Source organism: Nostoc sp. DedSLP04 (assembly GCF_034530775.1).
GTDB lineage: Bacteria > Cyanobacteriota > Cyanobacteriia > Cyanobacteriales > Nostocaceae > Nostoc.
The window spans coordinates 19,300-39,990 of record NZ_JAVRCL010000064.1; the positions used below are offsets into that span (position 1 = coordinate 19,300).

General features: G+C 42.7%; 9 protein-coding genes. 2 read left to right on the forward strand and 7 right to left on the reverse strand.

Annotated elements, in window-relative coordinates; all coding sequences use genetic code 11:
• Nucleotides 1-49: 49 nt before the first annotated feature.
• Complete coding sequence (locus RMX89_RS27985) at nucleotides 50-6,715, reverse strand: HAMP domain-containing protein (RefSeq protein ID WP_322691221.1); 6,666 nt, start codon at nucleotides 6,713-6,715, stop codon at nucleotides 50-52.
• Between the two features lie 1,121 nt (nucleotides 6,716-7,836).
• Nucleotides 7,837-8,277 (reverse strand): hypothetical protein, encoded by a 441-nt coding sequence (locus tag RMX89_RS27990; protein WP_322691222.1) that lies wholly within the window; start codon nucleotides 8,275-8,277, stop codon nucleotides 7,837-7,839.
• Between the two features lie 201 nt (nucleotides 8,278-8,478).
• Between RMX89_RS27990 and RMX89_RS27995 the strand changes: the two genes are divergently transcribed.
• Nucleotides 8,479-8,655: a hypothetical protein gene (locus RMX89_RS27995; protein WP_322691223.1), complete on the forward strand. Its 177-nt coding sequence runs from the start codon at nucleotides 8,479-8,481 to the stop codon at nucleotides 8,653-8,655.
• Between the two features lie 158 nt (nucleotides 8,656-8,813).
• Here RMX89_RS27995 and bchH read toward each other — a convergent pair whose 3' ends face one another.
• The 3 genes from bchH to RMX89_RS28010 form a co-directional block, all read right to left on the reverse strand.
• On the reverse strand, nucleotides 8,814-12,533 hold the full coding sequence (bchH, locus tag RMX89_RS28000; RefSeq protein WP_322691224.1) for a magnesium chelatase subunit H: 3,720 nt from the start codon (nucleotides 12,531-12,533) through the stop codon (nucleotides 8,814-8,816).
• Between the two features lie 84 nt (nucleotides 12,534-12,617).
• Nucleotides 12,618-13,229, reverse strand: coding sequence for a hypothetical protein (locus RMX89_RS28005; protein ID WP_322675507.1), 612 nt, complete (start codon nucleotides 13,227-13,229; stop codon nucleotides 12,618-12,620).
• A gap of 8 nt (nucleotides 13,230-13,237) precedes the next feature.
• Nucleotides 13,238-14,392 carry an L-histidine N(alpha)-methyltransferase gene (locus RMX89_RS28010; protein WP_322691225.1) on the reverse strand — a complete coding sequence of 385 codons (1,155 nt, stop codon included), beginning with the start codon at nucleotides 14,390-14,392 and terminating at the stop codon, nucleotides 13,238-13,240.
• A 586-nt stretch (nucleotides 14,393-14,978) separates the two neighbouring features.
• On the opposite strand from RMX89_RS28010, the gene RMX89_RS28015 reads away from it, so the two are divergent.
• Nucleotides 14,979-15,920, forward strand: coding sequence for an N-acetylmuramoyl-L-alanine amidase (locus tag RMX89_RS28015; protein ID WP_322683090.1), 942 nt, complete (start codon nucleotides 14,979-14,981; stop codon nucleotides 15,918-15,920).
• Nucleotides 15,921-16,240: 320 nt separating this feature from the next.
• Here RMX89_RS28015 and RMX89_RS28020 read toward each other — a convergent pair whose 3' ends face one another.
• The gene (locus RMX89_RS28020) at nucleotides 16,241-17,824 is read right to left on the reverse strand and encodes a mechanosensitive ion channel family protein (RefSeq protein ID WP_322691226.1); all 1,584 of its coding nucleotides are present in this window, start codon (nucleotides 17,822-17,824) and stop codon (nucleotides 16,241-16,243) included.
• Between the two features lie 467 nt (nucleotides 17,825-18,291).
• The gene (locus tag RMX89_RS28025; protein WP_322691227.1) at nucleotides 18,292-20,514 is read right to left on the reverse strand and encodes an EAL domain-containing protein; all 2,223 of its coding nucleotides are present in this window, start codon (nucleotides 20,512-20,514) and stop codon (nucleotides 18,292-18,294) included.
• Nucleotides 20,515-20,691 lie beyond the last annotated feature (177 nt).

Here is a 20,691-nt window from a genome sequence, read left to right on the forward strand (position 1 = left end):
TCTGAGCGGGAAATGCTTACTCTGCTTGAATTGTAGCTTAGTTATTCCGTTAACGATATAGCCAAACACGCAATAGCGACAGCAATTGTTCAGTATCTACGGGTTTGGTGATGTAATCTGATGCGCCCGCTTCAATACACTTCTCGCGATCGCCTTGCATGGCTTTAGCGGTCAGTGCAATAATCGGCAAAGATTTAAATTGCTCGTTTTGGCGGATTAAGCGTGTTGTTTCGTAACCGTCCATTTCTGGCATCATTACGTCCATCAAAACAACATCAATATCTGGTGTAGTTTCCAACAGAGTAATCCCCTCTCTGCCGTTTTCAGCATATAAAACCTGGATTTGATAACGCTCCAGCATACTTGTCAGCGCAAAGATATTCCGCATATCGTCGTCTACAATTAGCGCTTTTTTGCCAGCGAGTAAGTAGTCTATAGAATGCAGTTGTTCGAGTATTTCTCGTTTGGGTGCTGGTAAATTTGCTTGGACTCGATGTAAAAATAATGCTGTTTCATCGAGGAGACGTTCGGGCGATCGCACATCTTTAATGATGATTGTTTCGGCAATTCGTCTGAGTTCCGTTTCTTGAGCTTTGCTAATTTCTCTACCTGTGTAGACAATAATTGGTAAAGTTTTACCGTGAGGTAGAAGCTTTATCTGCTCGATCAGTTCAAACCCAGTCATATCGGGTAGCCCTAAATCGAGAACCAGGCAATCAAAATGCTGGGCGCGAATAGCTTCTAAAGCTGCTGCACCAGTGCCCACTGCTGTGGTCGAAACATCGCTGTTACCAATCAACTCAACAATACTCAGCCGTTGAGTGTCGTCGTCTTCGACTACTAGCAAATTTTTCACTTGGCGCTCCACAAAACCTTTAATTTTGGTCAACGCCTCGGATATTGTCTCGCTGGTTAAAGGCTTTTGCAGATATGCGATCGCACCTAATTGCAAACCGCGTTGTCTTCCTTCCTCAACGGTCATGATATGTACAGGAATGTGGCGGGTATTTGGGTCATGCTTGAGACGATCTAATACAGTCCAACCATCCATTTCTGGCAACCTGATATCTAGCAAAATGGCTGAAGGTAAGAATTGCTGCGCTAGCATCAAACCTGTAGTGCCTGTTTGGGCAGCGATCGCCTTGAATCCTTGCTGTTGCGCCATCTCTAGCAGGATACGCGCAAAATTAATGTCATCTTCAACAATTAGTAACACGCGATCGCCTACGCCGATAGTACTGCGATCGTCATTAATCAGTGGTAAGTGAGGACTTGTACTGAGCGACTTGCCTTGAGCGAAGTCGAAAGGAGCCGAAGTAGTGAGGAGTGAGGAGTGGGTAGAGACGCGATTAATCGCGTCTGTGCTGGATTGAGTTGATGTTGGCTCAGGACTCGGAACTCGGAACTCTGGACTCAATTGGGGGAAGTAGAATGTAAAGGTGCTGCCTTGGCCGGGTTGACTGATTAGTTTAATTTCGCCGCCAAAGAGACGGGCGATTTCACGGCTAATTGATAAGCCCAATCCGGTACCGCCGTATCTCCGACTGGTAGAGCCATCGGCTTGCTGAAATGCCTCGAAAATAACTTTTTGCTTGTCGGGAGCAATGCCAATGCCTGTATCGCTGACTGAGAAGGCGATGACATTTTGGGCGCGATTCAAACTTTCTTGGTCTTTGCTCCATCCCTGTTTCGCCACCGCAATCTGTAAGCGTACTTCTCCTTTTTCTGTAAATTTAAAAGCATTGGAGAGGAGATTTTTTAAGACCTGTTGTAAGCGTTTGACATCTGTATAGATGGTCGTGGGCAATTCGGGAGCCAATTCAATTGCGAAACCAAGTCCTTTGCTCTGAGCAATTTGTCGGAAGGTGCGCTCAATCTGATCGCCCAATTCTGTCAATGGCATTTGAGTTATGTCAATCGACATAGTTCCAGATTCAATTTTGGCGAGATCCAGAATGTCATTGATTAATGCCAGCAAATCGGTACCGGCTGAGTAAATTGTTTGGCTGTATTCGACTTGTTTGGCGGTAAGGTTGCGATCGATGTTATCTGACAACAATTTCGCCAAAATCAACAAGCTGTTCAACGGTGTCCGCAGTTCGTGGGACATATTGGCGAGAAATTCTGATTTGTATTTTGAAGAAAGGGCGAGTTGTTCAGCCTTGTCTTCTAAAGACATTCTTGCTTGTTCGATTTCTCGATTTTTGCGCTCGACTTCTTTCTTCTGCATCGCCAACAACTCTGCCTTTTCTTCTAATTCGGCGTTAGTTTGTTGTAATTCCTCCTGCTGTCCTCTGAGTAAATCTTCTGAAGTTTTGAGTGATTGTGCTTGTTGTTCTAAGCGCTTGTTAGTTTCCCTGAGTTCGCTTTGCTGGGTTTGGAGTTCTTCAGCCAAAGATTGCGATTGCTTGAGTAATTCTTCAGTTCGCATCGATGCGGCGATCGTGTTGAGGACGATCGCTATACTTTCGGTAAGCTGGTCGAAGAATGTCAGATGAATTTCGCTAAAGCGGCGGAAGGATGCTAATTCGATGACTGCTGTCACTTGTCCTTCAAAAAGTACAGGTAACACCACGGCATTCAGGGGCGTGGCTTCTCCTAAACCAGAGGCAATTCTGACATAATCGCTGGGTACATCCGTTAGCAGTATTCGCTCTTTTTCTAAAGCGCATTGCCCCACCAAACCTTCACCCAAGTGGAAGCGGTTAGCTAGATGTCTGCGTTCGCGGTAAGCGTAGCTACTAATTAGTTTCAAATAGGGTGTATGTTCAGCAGACTCCATCAAAAAGAATACGCCGTGTTGCGCTCCTACCAAGGGCGCGAGTTCTGAGAGAATTAGTTTCGATACGGTTTCCAAGTCGCGCTGCCCTTGCAGCATTCGGGTAAATTTGGCTAAGTTAGTTTTCAACCAATCTTGTTCGGTGTTTTTCTGCGTTGTCTCGCGCAGATTGGCAATCATCTGGTTGATGTTGTCTTTGAGTATTGCTACTTCCCCTAATGCTTCGACGGCAATTGAACGAGTTAAATCGCCTTTAGTTACAGCTGTAGCAACTTCGGCGATCGCTCGCAACTGAGTTGTCAGTGTAGCAGCAAGTTCGTTCACATTATCAGTTAAATCTTTCCAAGTTCCAGCCGCGCCAGGTACTCTCGCTTGTCCGCCTAACTTCCCTTCGATTCCCACTTCCCGCGCTACTGTAGTTACCTGATTGGCAAATGTTGCTAGGGTATCAATCATCTCATTGATTGTCTCTGCCAAGGTTTCAATTTCTCCTTTGGCATCTAACATTAGTTTCCGTTTTAAGTCACCGTTAGCAACTGCGGTTACAACTCTGGCGATACCGCGCACTTGTGCCGTCAGGTTCCCCGCCATCGAGTTAACGTTATCTGTTAAATCTTTCCAAGTCCCTGCAACACCTTGGACTTGCGCTTGTCCGCCCAACTTCCCTTCAGTTCCCACTTCCCGCGCTACCCGCGTTACTTCACTGGCAAAGGAACTAAGTTGATCCACCATTGTGTTGGTGGTGTTCTTCAAGTCTAAAATTTCACCTTTGGCATCGACGGTAATTTTCTTCGATAAGTCGCCATTAGCTACCGCCTTGGTAACTTCCGCGATGTTGCGAACTTGTCCGGTGAGGTTCCCCGCCATCGAGTTCACATTGTCTGTTAAATCTTTCCAAGTACCTGCAACTCCTCTAACGTAAGCTTGTACGCCTAATTTACCTTCGGTTCCTACCTCACGGGCAACCCTGGTAACTTCTGATGCAAAAGAATTTAGCTGATCCACCATTGTGTTGATGGTGTTTTTAAGCTCTTGAATTTCACCTTTAACATCAACGGTGATTTTCTTGGATAAGTCGCCGTTTGCTACCGCCGTGGTAACTTCGGCAATGTTCCGCACCTGTGCCGTCAAACTTCCTGCCATGAAGTTTACGCTATCGGTTAAATCTTTCCAAGTTCCGGCTACACCTTTAACTTCTGCTTGTACACCTAATTTACCTTCAGTTCCCACCTCACGGGCAACCCGCGTTACTTCACTTGCAAAAGAATTAAGTTGATCAACCATTGTGTTAACGGTATTTTTCAACTCTAAAATTTCACCTTTGACATCAACGGAGATTTTCTTAGATAAATCGCCATTAGCTACAGCTGTGGTAACGGCGGCAATGTTTCGCACCTGTGCCGTTAAACTTCCCGCCATGAAGTTTACGCTGTCAGTTAAATCTTTCCAAGTTCCAGCTACGCCGCGCACATCTGCTTGTACGCCTAGTTTACCTTCGCTTCCCACTTCCCGCGCCACCCGCGTTACTTCACTGGCAAAGGAGTTGAGTTGATCCACCATTATATTGATGGTATTCTTGAGTTCGAGAATTTCGCCTTTGACGGCAACAGTAATTTTCTTCGATAAGTCACCATTGGCGATCGCAGTTGTCACTTCGGCAATGTTCCGCACTTGTGCCGTCAAGCTTCCCGCCATGAAGTTTACGCTGTCAGTCAAATCTTTCCAAGTTCCGGCAACGTCTTTTACTTCCGCTTGTACGCCCAATTTCCCTTCAGTTCCCACCTCACGCGCTACCCTTGTTACTTCTGATGCAAAGGAACTGAGTTGATCCACCATTGTGTTAATGGTATTTTTCAACTCCAGAATTTCACCTTTGACATCAACAGTAATTTTCTTGGATAAGTCGCCTGTTGCAACCGCCGTAGTTACTTCGGCGATGTTCCGCACCTGTGCCGTTAAGCTTCCCGCCATGAAATTCACGCTGTCGGTTAAATCTTTCCAAGTGCCAGCTACGCCGCGTACTTCTGCTTGCACGCCCAACTTCCCTTCGCTTCCCACCTCACGCGCAACTCTCGTTACTTCTGATGCAAAGGAATTGAGTTGATCCACCATTGTGTTGATGGTGTTTTTGAGTTCTAGAATTTCGCCTTTGACATCCACAGTGATTTTCTTGGATAAATCGCCTGTTGCAACCGCCGTAGTTACTTCGGCAATATTTCGCACCTGTGCCGTTAAACTTCCCGCCATGAAGTTTACGCTGTCGGTTAAATCTTTCCAAGTGCCCGCGACACCGCGCACATCGGCTTGCACGCCCAATTTACCTTCACTTCCCACCTCACGCGCAACCCGTGTTACTTCACTTGCAAAGGAACTGAGTTGATCTACCATGATATTGATGGTGTTTTTGAGTTCCAGAATTTCACCTTTAACATCGACGGTGATTTTCTTAGATAAATCGCCATTGGCGATCGCAGTGGCAACTTCGGCAATATTTCGCACCTGTCCGGTGAGATTACCCGCCATTAAGTTAACGTTGTCGGTTAAATCTTTCCAAGTCCCCGCAACTCCCCGCACTTCTGCTTGTACGCCTAACTTCCCTTCAGTTCCCACCTCACGCGCCACCCGCGTTACTTCTGATGCAAAGGAATTCAGTTGATCCACCATTGTATTGATGGTATTTTTCAACTCCAGAATTTCACCTTTGACATCGACGGTGATTTTCTTGGATAAGTCGCCATTTGCTACCGCCGTTGTGACTTCCGCAATATTCCGCACCTGTGCCGTCAAGCTTCCCGCCATGAAATTCACGCTATCGGTAAGGTCTTTCCACGTACCCGCTACGCCGCGCACTTCTGCTTGACCGCCTAATTTTCCTTCTGCACCCACCTCACGCGCAACTCTAGTAACTTCCGATGCAAAGGAATTCAGTTGATCCACCATGATGTTGACGGTGTTTTTCAACTCTAAAATTTCGCCTTTGACATCAACAGTAATTTTCTTGGATAAATCGCCATTTGCTACCGCCGTGGTAACTTCTGCAATGTTACGGACTTGAGCAGTTAAATTTCCTGCCATCAAGTTAACGTTGTCGGTTAAATCTTTCCAAGTTCCTGCTACACCTTTAACCTCGGCTTGTACGCCCAACTTCCCTTCAGTTCCCACCTCACGCGCCACCCGCGTTACTTCCGATGCAAAAGAATTAAGCTGATCCACCATCGTGTTGACGGTGTTTTTGAGTTCCAGAATTTCGCCTTTAACATTGACAGTGATTTTCTTGGATAAGTCACCATTGGCGATCGCAGTGGCAACCTCGGCAATGTTGCGAACTTGTCCGGTGAGATTACCCGCCATCAAGTTAACGTTATCAGTCAAATCTTTCCAAGTGCCAGCTACACCTTGCACTTCGGCTTGAACACCTAATTTTCCTTCGGTTCCGACTTCCCGCGCCACCCGCGTTACTTCCGAGGCAAAAGAACCGAGACGATCTACCATCGTGTTGACGATATTCGCAGTTTGGAGAAACTCACCTTGCAGAGGTCTGCCTTCAATTTCTGTAGCGATCGTTTGCGATAAGTCACCATTAGCAACTGAGCGAATTACCCGCGTAGTTTCAGCTGTTGGTTGAACTAAATCTGTAATCAGAGTATTGACAGAAGTCACGCAATCTGACCAAGAACCACGAACATCTCCGAGAGAGGCGCGTTCAGCAATTTTTCCTTCTTTGCCAACAACGTTACCAATCCGTTGTAGTTCGGCCGCCATCCGCTCATTCTGGTCAATAATATCATTGAGCGTATCAGCTATTTTCCCCGCCACACCAGTATGGCCTATGGGCATCCGAGCAGAGAAGTCACCCTGTTTAACAGCATTCAGCGTTCTTAGTAGCTGATTTAAATCTAGATTGTCGCTGTCTCTAGTTAACTGTTCGGTTGCCATAGCCTTTTATTTAAAGAATTTACTAGTTTTTCGTGTTTAAAAAAGACTTTCTCAAAGCACAGAATTGTGATTGTAACTCTCATTAGTGCTTTTAGCTTTTCTGGTACTGCCGATCGCAAAAAATTTTCATAATCTGATTAGCTTGGAGTACCTAGTTATTTTATTGCCAAATGTCCTCATTACTGACTGTGCATAGCACAAAGGTTAGTGAAGCTGAATTTAAATCTAACTTTTGAGTGAGGAAATCAGCTTTACTGTCAGTTAGGTAAAACTTTTAGTGAGGTTAGTTTGTTTAGCTTTAATAACCAAAATCCTATTATGCTTGTAAAGACAATAATCAAGTTTAACTTTTAATTTATTGTTGTCTTAAGTTAATGACTCAATATTTTGATTTGCACTCCGTAATGCGTACTAACTCTAATGATAACGGAGGAAATTAAAATTTCTCAAGAGGTAATGCAGTAGGGCAGTGAAGAAATTCACTATTGAGAAAGAACCTCTCCCCCAACCCCTCTTTGAGACAAAGAGGGGAGTTTGGCTCCCCCTTCCCTAGTAGGGAAGGGGGCTGGGGGGTTAGGTCTTTGATTACTGAGTCGATGCCCAAAACTTGTTGTTACCAAAAAATACGCAGTCAACAAGGCTGTAGGTGGGTTTGCCGCGTCTCTTTATAATTGTTGATTAACTTGCCGCTCTATCTCCCGGTGCAGATGGAATTATTCGCTCTGGGGTGTTTCCGGGTTTGTGGTTAGCGGTGGAGGCGCTGTTAAACAATCAGATGGTGCAAGTGTTGGAGGTGGTGCAAGCGGGGTTGAAGTCACCGGAACATAATGCGTTTGTGCAGCAGTTGCAGAAATACACAAGTCTGAAATAGTTTACTCACTTGGTTTTTCGCGTCAGTTTTACCCCACCCTAACCCTCCCCTTGCAAAGGGGAGGGAACTAAATTTCCAGTCTCCCCCAATGCATCGGGGGGATTAAGGGGGGTAATTTGACTTGCGTATACACACCCTAGCCTTAAAAAGGGGGAACTAGTGTCCCCTTTTTAAGGGGGTTGGGGGATCTCAAACCAGGGTAAATTGAGTGTTTGAGCTTAAGTTGACACTAAACCCTATTGGATTTTACTCAACTGACGATCGCACCCGACACCCCATTCATAGATCCATTTGCAGAAGAAAGCTGAACAGAATCGGCTGCTAAAGAATTGGTGGGTTTGGAATTGCCTACTACGCTTTGCTTCTTCTTGGTATTACCTCGTCTAGCACCACCCGCCATCTCGTATTCTCGGCTGGTTTTACCGTAACGGCTGCCAACTCCTAATAACATTTTTTCTGACATCGCTATTACAGCCTTTTCGGCGTTATTCACGTCATCTGTAAGTTTGTCAATGGTAGATAATGCAGTGTTGTAAGCAGCAAGCTTAGACCGGAGATCGTTAATTGTCGTGGTGTAAGCTTGTATAGTCAATCCTTCACCAAAGTCAAGTTTTACATTAATAGATTGTAAACTTTCAATCCGGCGATCGGCTCGTTCTAAAGCGGTGGAATTTCTTTTACGACGTGCCATAATGCATCTCTGCTACTAGGTTATTAGTACTGTTTTATACCAAAATATTTATGATTGTCATGGGAAAATATAGCAAATCAGTTGCAATTATATTTCTCAAAATTTAGTTAATTTCACTTAGACTATATTCTATTTTCGGTATTAAATAGAGTCATAATTTTGTTACAACAATTGCTGCAATGATTTAAGCCTTTCTTATACATGGAAGAACATTTGTTGCACAGCATTAAACAATTGCAGGAAGGACTTATATATTTGCCAGAAAAACTTAAGCCTTTCTTATACATGGAAGAATATTTGTTGCAAAGTATTAAGCCTTTCCAGCAAGGGCTTATACATTTGCCAGAAAAACTCAAGCCTTTCTTATACATGAAGTAATCTTAGCTGCAAAGGTTTAAATTTTTACAGCTTCAAGCGTAATAGCGTAGGCGTAGCCCGTCGTAGACATCGCTTTCAATACGGTTCGGTTAAGTGAAGACGCGATAAATCGCCGTCTCTACAATAATTTTTATTTGAACTTTTAACGCATCTACCTTCTAAACTGTCACACCTTCCAACTCTTCATCCGTTAACTCATACAATTGGCGCAACTTATCTAACTTATCATCATCAGCTTCCCAGAAACCCCGCCCATGCGCCTCTAACATTCTCCCTAAAATATTGCGAAAAGCTTCAGGATTTGCCTTACGTAATTTATCCGCCATCTCTGCATCTAACGCATAAGTATCTGCGGCTTGGTCATAAACCCAATCATCGCTAAAATCAGCAGTACCACCCCAACCAATCAACGCCGTCATCCGTTGGGAAATTTCAAAAGCACCACCAGAACCTTGATTCACCATCGCTTGCGCCCATTTGGGATTTACCAACTTAGTGCGATACTCCATTCTGAGCAAATCATCTAACTTGCGCGGTGTGGTATCCTTCGAGAAACTTTCTACAAAGCTGGTTGTCACCTTCTTACCGCCTTGTTTTTCTGCTGCCTTTTTCAAACCGCCAGTATTGGCGTAATATTCTTGAATATCAGTTAAACCATATTCTACCGAATCGATTTCTTGGACAATGCGATCGCTAGTTTTTAACAACGTATTCAAAACTTCTGGTCTAGCTTGACCTTTATCTTCTCTCCCATAGCTAAACACATTGCGACTTTGCCAAGTATTGCCTAATTCCTCGCCAGATTCCCAGTTACCATCCACTACTCTATCGTTCACCAAAGAACCAAAATCACCCGCCGGATTAGAAAACAATCTCGCCGAGGCATTTTCCACACCTTGGGCTTTTAAAGCTAAAGCGTGTTTCCTGATAAAATTGCGATCGTCCGCTTCATCAGCATCAGCCGCCCGTTGAAATAAATCATCCAGCAATTCGATGATATTTACAAAACTATCTCGGAAAATTCCAGACAAATTACCCAACACATCAATGCGGGGATGTCCAACCTCCGCCAACGGCTTTAATTCATAACGAACAACTCTACCAGTTCCTTCCTTAACAGGTTCAGCCCCCACCAATTCCAGCAAAATCCCTAAAGATTCACCCTTAGTTTTAATCGCATCCAATCCCCATAACATCACCGCTACCGTTTCTGGATATTTCCCATGTTCATCCAAATGCTGGGCGATAATTTTTTGAGCAATTTCTCGTCCCCGTTCATAAGCCGCAGGCGAAGGCATCCGATAAGGATCTAAAGCATGAATATTTCTCCCAGTCGGTAACACACCAGCCCCATCCCGTAATAAATCCCCACCAGGCGCAGGCGGAATATACTCCCCATTCAACCCCCTTAACAAATTCGTCAACTCATCCGTAGATTGCATCAACAAATCTTTTATTAGTTTTTCCTCTTCTTCTCTTTCTTCATTTTTTCCTTCCTCTTCCCCAAAATATGCCTCCAAATAAGAAGCCAATTCCTCTTCATTCGGTGCTTCCCCCAAAGTATGCAACCCCGAAGAAAACAATCGATTTTCTAAAACCTGCAAATATTCATACAACTCCACCAAATAATCATCAAAAGCATGATTGCTAAACATCCGCACATTTTCAGGAGTAAACGCAAGTCCCAACTTTTTCGCATCCGCAAACGGACAATCAGCATCCAATCCAGAGTCCACAATTTTTTTACAAATCCCTTCCTTCAAAACATAATTCTTTTGCGGATCTTCCCGATACTCTGCAATCAAATCGCGCAATGCTACCAATTCCTTATACAAACCTGCACGTCCATAAGGCGGTACATTATGAGAAATCAATACACCATAACCGCGACGTTTTGCCAACATCGATTCAGACGGATTATTCGCCGCATATATATATAGATTAGGCAAATTTCCTAACAGAATATCCGACCAAGAATAACCAGTATTACCTAACGGAGAACCAGGCAACCATTCCACCGTCCCATGCATTCCAAAGTGAACTAAAGCATTAGCTTGAAACTCATTTTGCAACCATTTATAATAAGCAGCATATTGGGGATGAGGCGTTAAATCCCGTTCAAACATTAAGCGCATCGGGTCACCTTGTATTCCCAAAGGTGGTTGTACACCTATCCACACATTGCCTAATTGCACACCGCCAATTTGGAATTTTTCACCATAAGTTTTAATACCAGTTCCCGTGAGAGATTTCCATTGTTTTTCGATGCGGGAAGTTTGCAGATATCCCAACCATTTTTCTAGAGTGCGAACATTGACACTACTTGTGAGATGGGCATCTTTCTCTAGGGGCGGGCAAGATGCCCACCCCACAAGGGGATTAGCTTCATCTGCTTCTTTTACCCAGCGAATCAATTCTTCGCCATCTTCCGGTAAATCTCCGACGGTATAACCTTGTTCTTTGAGTGCGTGGAGAAACTTCAGCAAACTACGCGGCACATTTAATAATGCAGCTGTACCCACAGCACCATAACCTGGAGGAAATCCATATAATATAATGGCAATTTTGCGTTCCGATGCAGGTTTTTGCCGCAAAGCCACCCAAGTTTTTACCCTACCAATTAATCGCTCCACCCGTTCGGGAACCAGATAAATATTTTCACCCACCAAACCACCAAGGGGAACGGTATCAATAGCGCCATCTAATTCTGGTAATGCGTACAATACGACACTTTGCAATCCGCCGATACCTTGACGCGTCCACGAGGAAATATCTTGAATTAATAGTGGTGCAGCAACAATATAAGGTACATTCTTGGCAGTGAGGATGCGTTTTGCTACTTCTATTTGACGGCCAGCTTCCATTGAACCAGCCGGGCCACCCACGAGAGGAAAGCCAATTGTGGAAACGATCGCATCCACTTTTACTGCTTCACTTGATAGTGAGGGAGTTTCTATATTACCTAGTTGTCGTTGCTGAATTTCATAGTCGGTTGTCATTAAATCTCGTACCGCCACATGTCCTTCTACGCCGTTGATGAAGATGGGCAAAGGAGTTAAACCGGCTGATTCAAAACTGCGAATCAGTTGGGGAATGTAGGGTTGTTTGGTGATGACGTGTTTTCGGTAGAGGAGAATTCCGACAACTGGTTTTGTGGGGTGGGCATCTTGCCCGCCCTTCGGGAATGGCAGGCGAGACGCCTGCCCCACAAGATACCATTCTAAATATTCGCGGGGCGATTCAAAAAACCCTTGATAATCGGGGTGGAGTAATCCGATGTTGGGGGTTTCAATTAGCGGGGGAATGTCGCCGATTTTTAAATCTAAGTATTTTTCTGCCAGTGTCCAGAATAATGAAGCGACATTTTCTGGGCCGCCTGCATTCCAGTAACCGTAGATAATTAACCAGTTGCGTAAGTCTTGGAATTTTTGCACTGGCACGTATTTCAGTAGTTTGGGGCCAATTTTTAAGAAGCTGATGTAACCAGCGAGTTTGTCTTCTTCTCGTCCGTTGCTAAATTTGTCGAGGATGAATTTAACTGGTTTGGGCATTCCTTTGGGTTTGTCGCCAATGGCAAAATCACCCAGCTTGGTTAAACTTATCAATTCCAAGGCTGACTCGAAAACTAGGCGGATGGGAATTTGGGCAATGCGATCGCGCAACCACACAACTTGGTCATAATCAAATAGTAGGCTACCGAAAAACACATCAGCGCCATCGAGTGCTGTTTCTACCTCGGCGCGTTTGGTTGTAAGATCGCGATCGCTAAATACCCGAATATCCAACTCAGGACAGCGAGAGTTAGCCAAAAAGGCTGCTTTTCTGTACAAGTCAGCGTTGAATGATTCAAACCCAGCAACCAAGACGATGCGTTTCATGCCTGTAAGCTACGAAATATTTCTTTACTTAAATTTTAAACGTGCTTCCAGGCTGATTATTAAATATCTACCCACAGATTTTGGTCAGTAGTTCCTTGAAGGTATGAGGACTTCACTATCACTACTGCCTTTAGGATATTTTGATTGCAAAAAAGTTGTAATATGTTGAGTCAAATTCAGTGCATCATTGAATTCTTTTGACTGCTGTAGCGCTTCGTATAGCAAACGAATTTCTTGTGCTGACAAGTTTGTGAATGTACGCAACTCGGTAATATCTAATCTCCGGTTAAACTCATTGGCAGTATGTCGCCATTGATGTATAAGCGAAAATAACTCTCTATCTTGACGTTCTGCAAACACATTAGATGCGATCGCTGTTTCCGTCACTGATATAATTAATCGCGGAAAAACTATCGGTCGTCCTGGTCTATGTGAGTTTGGATTAAATCGTTCGTCAGATAAAATTACGTCATTCGATCTGCACTCATTCAGTAAGGCACGCAGAAATTCTATCCTCTTTTCGTTAGCTGATGCCCATCGTTCGCCAAAAATCCCGGTAATTGTGGCTAATAATCCCAGACCTGTTAGTATTGGTTCTAAATTTTTTTCATCTTTAGTCCACCAGACGGCAGCTAAAATAAATCCCAAAAGTAGAGGGAAAAACGTGATAAAACTCACTAGGTTTTTCATACTCATATCACATCTTACCTTTTAGACCATATATCATTTGCTACAGAAGGATTATTGTTAATTCCTGAAGAGTCAGGGGCAATTAAGATTAAATCCATGCCAAATCCATTTTTTAAACGCGGTTCCAATACTGTGTGTAGCCTATCAACAAGCACCAGGTTGCAGTCTGATATAGTTTTCTGGATACCATTAGAAGCATATTTCCGACTCAGATATAAACGAATCGTATCTTGGTCTTCAAAATTCATTACTGACCGATCGGGTAACATTACTTCAATTTTGTTTTTAGTTAGATTGCGATACAGGATTTTTATTAATATTCCTCTATCAGCTTCTACAGTACCTTCAAAAAACACACTATTTAAGTCGAGATGTAAATCAGTATTTTGCAGCAACGCGCTGGTGACAAACTCTTTAAACGATTTAGTTTTTGCGTATTCTTTGGCTGCATTTTGTGCCGCTTCGTCGCTTAATTCTTCGGTGGTAGCTACTTCTAGGAGTAGTCTATCTTCAGGTCGCATTAGTTTAGAAATAGTTTGCAAAAGTTCTGTGTCTTGCTGAAAGTTAGCTAATGTGTTCCCCAGGAGCGAAAATAGCACAGGACTGTTATTGATAACTCTATCTAGTAGTTTTCGTAACTCGTTAACATTTCTCTCAATTGAGAAGTCAACTTGAATTGGCAATACATGGCTACCTTGCAATTGCGATCCTCTCGTTGCTTGTTGCACACCTAGTCTTAACATTTCCGAACTCATATCAACTGGAAAGTAGAGTAAATCGGGATTTACGTTAATCAATAAACTTAAAATGTGTTGGTCTTTCTCACCGGTGCCGACACCTAAACTTACATAATGATATTGCCGATCTTTGATATTATTAAAATGAATTTGATGCCATCGATATCTAAAAGATTCTATACTTTCTTTCATTACAAGATAGAAGCGATCGTTGCAAGCACGATCCCAGGCGATGGTTGGGCCGATTCCCCAATAGGAAAAACCAGATAAAATCTCTTTTCCATCGCCTGTTGCAGAAAATTCCCCTCTCAATTCTTGCGTGAGTTCTGCAAGTTTGCTAGATTGATCTTCCCCTATGAAACAAAGAGTCCACCCTAAGCCGGGTTCATTGATGGAATTCTCCAGTAGCTTCACAAAATTTAAAGATCCCATATTGAGCCTCGTTTCTTGAGCAGTTTATTTGATAAATCTCGTACAGGTGTGTCTAGAAGCGATGGCTCCGCCAACACCAGGGGCGAACGCGTATTCATTAATACTGTAAAGCATTATGTGTTAAGCTGCTCAGGGTTAACAAGAAGCCAAGGGTAGAGTCTGTCAAGGGTTTACGGCCTTATAAACCCAGGTTCACATCAGGGGGTGCGTTCGGTTTCGGGATTTGGGCATCTTAACTAAGTACTTTTGTCATGGCTTTCCAGTTTTACAAAGCGTTATTATCTAAATAATGGAGGCAATTACTAGATTTCAATTTATTGCAAAATTTTACTGGTTATTCTCGATATTGATAATTTATAATAGTTGTGTTTTTGGTTACAATATAGCTTGTAATTAATGGATTTTACCAAATCAAAGTTACTGCTCAGGTTCGCACAAAAACTTATTTGGTTTAATAGCATAGTCATGCTGAGAATAATGCAGCCATTGCTAACAAGTATTTTCACAAAGTTATTAACAAAACTTTGTCTATATAATTAGAAGAGTTTTGAATTAGTGTAAAAACAATTAACTTGAGGATGAAATAATGAAATTCGGAATCGATAGCGGGCACAATTGTCCACCAGATACAGGAGCTAGAGGAATTAAAATCGAGGATAATTTAACTTTAGATGTCGGTAATAGAGTTATAACCAAATTAAGAGCTTTAGGAAATGAAGTCGTAGTATGTAAACCAAGTAGTGCTAGTACAGTACGTGAATCACTCTCAAAAAGATGTTCTACAGCTAATGCGAGTAAAGTAGATATTTACGTCTCGATTCATTTTAACTCTTTTAACGGGCAAGCTAACGGCACAGAAGTATTTGCAACTAGCGATACAGGTAGAAAAATTGCTAAACCTGTATTAGATGAAATCATCAAGTTAGGATTTTTTAATCGTGGCGTTAAGAGTGGTTCCCACTTGTTTGTTCTGAAAAATACAGATATGCCTGCTATCTTGATAGAATGTTGCTTCCTCGATTCGCAAAAAGATATAAATCTTTTTAATCCTGAAGCAATGGCTAATGCAATTGTCAAAGGCTTAACTGGTAAAGTGCCAAGTGTTCCTGTTAACCCTGTACCAGATGAAGAAGATAATGTAGATACCACGATTCTCAGACTGCAAAAAGCCTTAAATCGACTAAAAATAACTGATAAAAATGGTAAAACATTAGTGGAAGATGGCTTCACAGGGGCTAACACCAAATCTGCTGTAGAAAAATTTCAGACTATTGTTGGGGTTCAGTCAACTGGAATTGCTAATGAAGCTACATGGAGTGCCATAAATCAAATTTTGGCAAAACGAATACTTAGACCAAATCATGCTGGTAATGCAGTTGTCAAATACTTGCAATACCGTTTAGGTGTTGAGAATGATGGTGTCTACGGGCCGCAAACAGAGGTTGTAGTTAAAAACTTTCAAAAGCAAAATGGTTTAGATGCTGATGGAATTATCGGCCCTGCTAGTTGGCAGAAATTAATTGGTTAGACTGATGGCGACTAGAGACTAGAGACTGGGGTAGTAGTGCTGAGTAAAGAAGTTGGGAATCTAACATCTTTACTCAGAACTGAGAACGGGTTAAACGCCGCGTTACAGCTAACAAAACTTTTTTGCCTAATCAATAAATGAAGAAGCTAATTTTAGCAAATTACAACCATATTTTGTTCATAACATCTTTGGCAAATACACAAACTGCCAAAGCATTTAAGATAGCATTGATATTGCTTAAAGGCATTGAGCTAAATTAATTAAAAGAAATAACCAAAGCGTAGGAAATCACCTATTCTGCTGACAAGAATCTGTTCAACTTAACCTTCGGCACTTTCAGCGCGCACGGGAATTATAATTCCTTCCTGTTGCAGTGCATTCGTAAAAATCTTCCGAAGAACGCGCTGAATCTGAAGATGTTTTCCTGGCTTTACTTTCGTCAATGTTCGTAGCAACAAGTTAGACTCTCCCAAACTTTCGACTCCATCCACCTGTGTGCTTTCTAGTACATCTGGATCTTCTGCTTTTAACTGCTGTCCCACCTCCTCAATGACTTTGTACACGTGCGCTAAGTTGGAATTATAAGGCACGCCAACTTCTACTACTGCAAAGATATACTGTTTGGAGTAATTAGTAATTGAGCCAATATCGCCATTGCGAATAATCTGCAATTGACCGTTAGGATGTCTGACACGAGTGGTTCTGAGTTCAATCGCCTCGACAATACCTTCGACAACTTTCTCTTCGGCTTTTCCGGCTTCAATATAGTCACCTACTAAGTAGTAGTTTTCAAACAAAATAAAGAAGCCGCAAACAATATCGTTAATTAATGTTTGTGCCCCTAACCCCACAGCGATGCCGACAATACCAGCACCCGCAAGTATGGGAGTTGGATCGATACTCAGGGCATAGAGAATGAAAACTGTAGCACCGAAGTAAATTAAGTATTGTAAGAAACTACGAAATAGAGGAACGAGCGTCAGGCGTCTACTTCTTTGAATATCAGTTAGATTCTGCTCTTTGAACAGCACCTCTTCAATCAGTAAGTAAACTACCTCAAACAACACGCGACTAATGAAGATGATACCGATTATCTTGATAATTCGCGGGCCAAAAGTTGCGACATTGGCAATTAACTGCACCTGTTGAATCACCAATGTTGCCATGCAGACATAAATCACAAATTCCAAGCAGCGCTTTAAAAAGGGTATTAAGTGTCGGAGGCGATCGTAGAATCTGAGCAGGTTATCAGGATTGGAGTATCTGATGCTGAGAGCATCTAGACTATCAACGATCGCAGCGGCTGCTTTGAGTATAAGCAAGCCAACGGCAATGATTAGATAAATTCGCAGGGCGATGTACAAATATTCCGAAACCGTAGTTGGTAATTTGAGAAACTGGGCACACAAGATAGTAGCCCATAGCCAAATTCCACCACTGATTCTGTCATACAAAGCGTTAAAGAAAGCATCAATACTTTCATCGTCAGCAGTATTTTTTTCTAAGTTCTTGGCGCGAGTGCTGGCTACCTTCAGCCAATATTTGAGAAATTTCAGCGCGATCGCCGCTAAAATCAAAGTGCCAATACTCTGAGCTATGCCAATTCCTAGTGTCACCCAAAATCCTGATGGGATACGCTCAATCAACAAGAGTGTGTATTGCTGAAGGTTTTCGCCCCGATAAACTAGATAACCATTAGCACCCACAATCAGAATGCACGACACCACGCAAGCAAATAACAATAACCCTGTGATATTTCGGCGGAGGGTTTTGATACTTCTATTGTCGTTTTTAGGTATAAAGGTTTTAGTAAATAGCTTGAATAATTTGCTGAAAACCCAGTTTAGTAATAAAAAAACAAAGATTATCAGGCTGACTTCAGCCAAAATAATTAATACATTCATATATGAACAGAAAACTGAATCAGTTTAACAGTTGTATATCAAAATCTATTGAGATCGTCAAAGTTTTTTTATACATAGATGATTATTATTTCATATAATCACAACTTGTCAAGCCATTAACATTTTATTCACACGTTTACTTTTCGTCTTATCTTCACCAACTCAACGTAAGTGAGAATAAATCGAAGTAAATTAAGTAATGTAAAAAATCTGGAGATTATTTTTTAGTGACGGCTTCAGCCTTCATTTGCTCTCACTACAAACTTTGCATTATTGATGCCGCTTTCCTTAAGCGATGCTGATAGATGATTACCCCTGAATTTATCCAATCGAGAAAAGATTTTTGTTCCATTGAAATTCAGAAAAAGTCATTTCAGCAACGGCTAGCTGTGAAAAAGATTTACTGGCACTGTCAGGGGGAAATAACGATTCTTCCAACGAAAGCTGGTAGACGGGATGAAAGAGGATTATTTAGCATCAGCATTTTCACAATCCATCTGCACGACACAATTTCTCCCTTGTGCTTTTGCCTGGTAGAGTCCTTGGTCAGCAGCAGCAATTAAGGTTGCAGGAGATAATTGGCTATGAGGAGTGATGGTTGCCACACCAAGACTTAGAGTAATGAATTTACTGACCTGAGAACGGGGATGAGGCATTTGTAATGCACTAACATTGATCTGAATATCTTTTGCAACTGCAATAGCCCCTTCAATATCAGTATTCGGCAAAATAACTGCAAACTCTTCTCCGCCATAACGAGCCACTAAATCAGCGGGGTGTTTAACTGTCTGAGAGATTGCCTTAGCAACCTGTCTAAGTGCATCATCTCCTGCCAAATGTCCATGCGTATCGTTGTAAAGCTTAAAGTAATCGACATCACACAAAATCAAAGATAGCGAACCTTGCTCTCGTGCCAACCATTGCCACTGTGTATTTAACGTGTCATCAAAGCAGCGGCGATTTGCTACTTGGGTTAGACCATCGGAACAGGCAAGGCGCTGTAATTCCTGGTTTGCTTGTTGTAATTGGTGGTAAAGTTCTGATTGCTGAATAGCGATCGCAGCTTGGCCTGCTAACTGGTTAAACAAGTTAATCTCCGATTGCTGCCATTGTCTCGGATGACGGCATTGGTGAGCAATCAATAGTCCCCACAAACGCCCTTGCTGTAAAATTGGTACGACAAGGTTTGCCCGGATTTGCAGACTTCTAAGGAGGTCAACATGGCACGGTGATAATCCCGCAGTTTCAATGTTTTCGATCGCTCTGGTATTACCTTGTTGATAGTAAGCTGCACGCGTGGATTGAAAGCAGGTATCCATGACGTGAAATCCCAAAATCGACATACACCCTTCTGCTAAGGATTCTACAGCGACTAATCCACTCCAGTCTGGCTTAAACTGATACATCACCACTCGATCTACCTCAAACAGTTGTCGCACTTCGGCTACCGTGATTTGCAAAATCTCGTCTAACTCCAACGATTGTCGAATGCGCTGCGTTACAGCCGCAACAATTCGCTCAGACTCACTTTGGTGTTGGACACGCTGCTCAACCTGCTGAGAATGTGCCGATGCTAGAGTTAATGATGCGATTTGCTCAAAGAAAGGGGTTGTAGTGACAGGCGCTGCACTGGGTTTAGCAATCAAATAGCCTTGAGCAAAATTTGCACCTCGTTCTCGCAGCCAGTTCAGTTCCTCAATGCACTCAATCCCTTCAGCAACGGTTTGAATATTTAACTTTTGAGTAATCTCTAGAAGCTTCTCGGTAATCGAAGCTTTGTAAAGGTCTTGATGCACATCTCGAATTAACTCCATGTCCAGCTTGATAAAATCTGGACGTAACTGATGCAGCAAGTTTAGGCTGGAATAACCAGAACCAAGATCGTCAAGAGCGATTAAAAACCCAGCATTCCGGTAGTATTGAAGCACTGCCTTGAGGTGAGCTAAATCTTGAGGATTGTCTGACTCCACGACTTCAAAAACAACGCGATCGTGGGGAATTCTGGCAGTATCAATGGCCTCTACCGTACTACGTAGGCAAAAAGCTGGGTCATAAAGTGACGTTGGTGCAAAATTAATGAAGATGTGCCCATTCACTTGATGGCGGCTGAATTGAGTGATTGTGCTCAGACGAGCAACTTGGTCGAGTTGTGGTAGAAGTCCGGCTTCAGTTGCTAACTCCAGAATAGATGTCGGTAGTACTAAATTGCCTTGTTCATCTAGACCGCGCAAAAGCGATTCATATCCAAAAATTTGCGATGTATCGTTAATTGAAACAATTGGTTGAAAGTAACTGGTAAATCGTTCTGTTGCCAGCATTTCAACCAGCCAGTCGGATTGGTTTAACTTAATGAAGCGTTGTAATGAGGCTATGTCACTAAAATCATGGAGTTGAGGTTGGAAAGTGCCTTGCATGAAAAGGACTTGCGTCTCTTTTAATTCTCTTGGTGCAAGTAGTTTGGCCAGGTTACGGGCAATTTCTAGAGACTGTCCGGGTCTACACTCCAAACTCAAACCTGGTCGCTCGTGCATCAGTTCATACTTAAGGGAAAACTGCTGTAGGTAGGAGGTGACTTTTATCAGGGTATGTGAAACGGGGAACCAGAGAAAGAGCTTACCTGCTTCCTTAGTCCGGCAGCGTGCAATATTGCGACAAGCACAGGTTTTGGAGATAGGACATATTTGGCTCATAGCTAAATAATTTGCTCAATCCGATTTATTCTATTATTCCCATTATTTTTACTGTAAAAGATAAACTACACTTCAAATACATGAAGATTTGATGAGTTAAGTAAACTGCATAATTTAGCTGAGTAAGTGACTTTGCGACACATACCAAAATTTATACTAGAAGCCCAAGTAATTGCC

What these genes read in the sequence shown, in the direction of transcription:
- RMX89_RS28020 (WP_322691226.1), bottom strand. Translation starts at nt 17,824, where the DNA reads ATGAATGTATTAATTATTTTGGCTGAAGTCAGCCTGATAATCTTTGTT.
- RMX89_RS27995 (WP_322691223.1), top strand. Translation starts at nt 8,479, where the DNA reads ATGGAAGAACATTTGTTGCACAGCATTAAACAATTGCAGGAAGGACTT.
- RMX89_RS28025 (WP_322691227.1), bottom strand. Translation starts at nt 20,514, where the DNA reads ATGAGCCAAATATGTCCTATCTCCAAAACCTGTGCTTGTCGCAATATT.
- RMX89_RS28005 (WP_322675507.1), bottom strand. Translation starts at nt 13,229, where the DNA reads ATGAGTATGAAAAACCTAGTGAGTTTTATCACGTTTTTCCCTCTACTT.
- RMX89_RS27990 (WP_322691222.1), bottom strand. Translation starts at nt 8,277, where the DNA reads ATGGCACGTCGTAAAAGAAATTCCACCGCTTTAGAACGAGCCGATCGC.
- bchH (WP_322691224.1), bottom strand. Translation starts at nt 12,533, where the DNA reads ATGAAACGCATCGTCTTGGTTGCTGGGTTTGAATCATTCAACGCTGAC.
- RMX89_RS28010 (WP_322691225.1), bottom strand. Translation starts at nt 14,392, where the DNA reads ATGGGATCTTTAAATTTTGTGAAGCTACTGGAGAATTCCATCAATGAA.
- RMX89_RS28015 (WP_322683090.1), top strand. Translation starts at nt 14,979, where the DNA reads ATGAAATTCGGAATCGATAGCGGGCACAATTGTCCACCAGATACAGGA.
- RMX89_RS27985 (WP_322691221.1), bottom strand. Translation starts at nt 6,715, where the DNA reads ATGGCAACCGAACAGTTAACTAGAGACAGCGACAATCTAGATTTAAAT.